Here is a 1748-nt window from a genome sequence, read left to right as displayed (position 1 = left end):
GCCTCCGGCGGAAGTCCCTTATCGCCTTCGATCCCCTTCTGCCGATTGGCATCGGCCTTGATTAGGCTCGCATCGACTGCAAATCCCTCACCGCCGACCAGTCGTTCCTCGATGCAGCGGCGCAGCACGCTCTCGAACACGCGACGGAAGAGGTCGCTCTGCCGGAAGCGGCCGTGCCTGTTCTTGGAAAACGTCGAGTGATCCGGCACCGTCCCATCCAGACCGAGCCGGCAGAACCACCGGTAGGCCAGATTGAGGTGAACCTCATCGCACAGGCGCCGCTCCGATCGAATGCCGAAGCAGTAACCGATCAAGAGCATCCGGATCATCAGCTCGGGATCGATCGAAGGCCGACCGATGCTGCTGTAGAAAGGCGCCAGGTCCCGCCGGACCTGTTCAAGATCGACAAACCTGTCAATCAACCGCAGCAAGTGATCAGTCGGGATATGTCTTTCGAGCGAGAACTCATAGAACAACGCGGTCTGTTCGACTTGCCGATGCCCCATCATGATCTTCAGTCCTGCCAATTAGACAGACTGAATCACTGATATCTCTGCGTCGCAACAGCTGCTTTTTTCAACAGAATCGACCCATATCGGAACTCTCGCTTTTCAATGGGGCGATCATTCAATACAATCTTGCAGCAAAGCCGGAAGATCACTCATTCGATGGAAAAGGTCTTCGCAGATTGCTGCCAACTCCTGTTCGACCCCCGGATCGCCCCCGGTAAAACCTAAGACCCGCATACCTGCGGCCTTTGCTGCGTGAATCCCGGACACCGAGTCTTCAACGACGATGCAGCGTGAAGGGTGAACGCCCATCGTTTACGCCGCATGCAGGAACAGGCCGGGGTCCGGTTTCCACGAACCCACCTCGTAAGCGCTAAAGATGCGCCTCCCAAAGCGGTCCAGCAGTTTCGTCAATCCGAGTGTATGCGTGAGCTTCGACATCGGCCCGTTTGATGCCACACAAACGGGAATGGCAATTTCGGCCAACGCCGCATGGATTCCTTCGACAGGCTTCAGTTCGGCATCAAACGCCAATGCGGTTGCTCGTCTGAGGTCCGCGACGAAGGTTTCTCGAACGCCGCGACCTAACCTGCGCTCAATTTCGCGCACGCAGTCCGCCATCTTTAGCCCTCGGAATGACCGGGCCTCGTCCACACCGATGGGTGCTCCCTCCTCAGACGCTGCCCGAACCAAGACGGTCAGCGCAATGGTCTCGCTATCGACTAGAACGCCATCTGCATCGAAGATAATCAGTTCAATCACGATACGATCCACGGGAAGGACGGCCCGCATCTCGGACCGCAACGGACAGGGAATATAGTTCAGTAGAGCAATGTTTGATGCTTCGCACAATTCCCCGTTTTCTTCGACCGGCAAGTTTCGCTTACATCCGGAATTGGCCCATGACTGCTATTCGCCCGAATGACCCCAATGTCGGCTTCCAGAAGGAGAGCCGAACAGCATGTTGCAAACGCCACGCACGTTATGACCCGAAGGCGGCATCGCGCTTACCAGCGGCGGGTCGTTGCTAGCGTTCTGAGCCGCGAGACTAGCACTACTTTGGCAGATTGTCGGATTCCTCTGAATTTTTAGGATTCCCGAATCGATTTTTCAATGATTCATGGGTGGTCGGCTCTTGGAGGGCTGACCATGGCGGAATGGGAAGACGAACTCGAAGGCTGGCTGAAGCCGTTCTTGCAGCGGTTGGGTCATAAGACCCGGCAGCGGATGTGTCCCCTT

The 1748-nt window shown here is 56.5% G+C and carries 3 protein-coding genes; all 3 read right to left on the bottom strand.

What is annotated here, in order from left to right; translation table 11 throughout:
- Positions 1–509, bottom strand: a 509-nt coding sequence (locus tag IVB12_RS21865) for a transposase (protein ID WP_247297289.1), incomplete at its 3' end; no start/stop codon positions are given.
- A 114-nt stretch (positions 510–623) separates the two neighbouring features.
- Complete coding sequence (locus tag IVB12_RS21860; protein WP_247301740.1) at positions 624–821, bottom strand: HAD-IA family hydrolase; 198 nt, start codon at positions 819–821, stop codon at positions 624–626.
- A 3-nt stretch (positions 822–824) separates the two neighbouring features.
- On the bottom strand, positions 825–1385 hold the full coding sequence (locus tag IVB12_RS21855; RefSeq protein WP_247301738.1) for an HAD family hydrolase: 561 nt from the start codon (positions 1383–1385) through the stop codon (positions 825–827).
- Between the last annotated feature and the right edge of the window lie 363 nt (positions 1386–1748).

It is taken from the genome of Bradyrhizobium sp. 179, from assembly GCF_023073535.1.
In the GTDB taxonomy this organism is placed as follows: domain Bacteria; phylum Pseudomonadota; class Alphaproteobacteria; order Rhizobiales; family Xanthobacteraceae; genus Bradyrhizobium.
The sequence above is the reverse complement of the archived record's forward strand: the minus strand, read 5'-3'. Positions and strand labels throughout refer to the sequence as shown.

Bases quoted from the DNA above. Each gene is read 5' to 3' on its own strand.
- IVB12_RS21860 (WP_247301740.1), bottom strand. From the start codon at position 821: ATGGGCGTTCACCCTTCACGCTGCATCGTCGTTGAAGACTCGGTGTCC.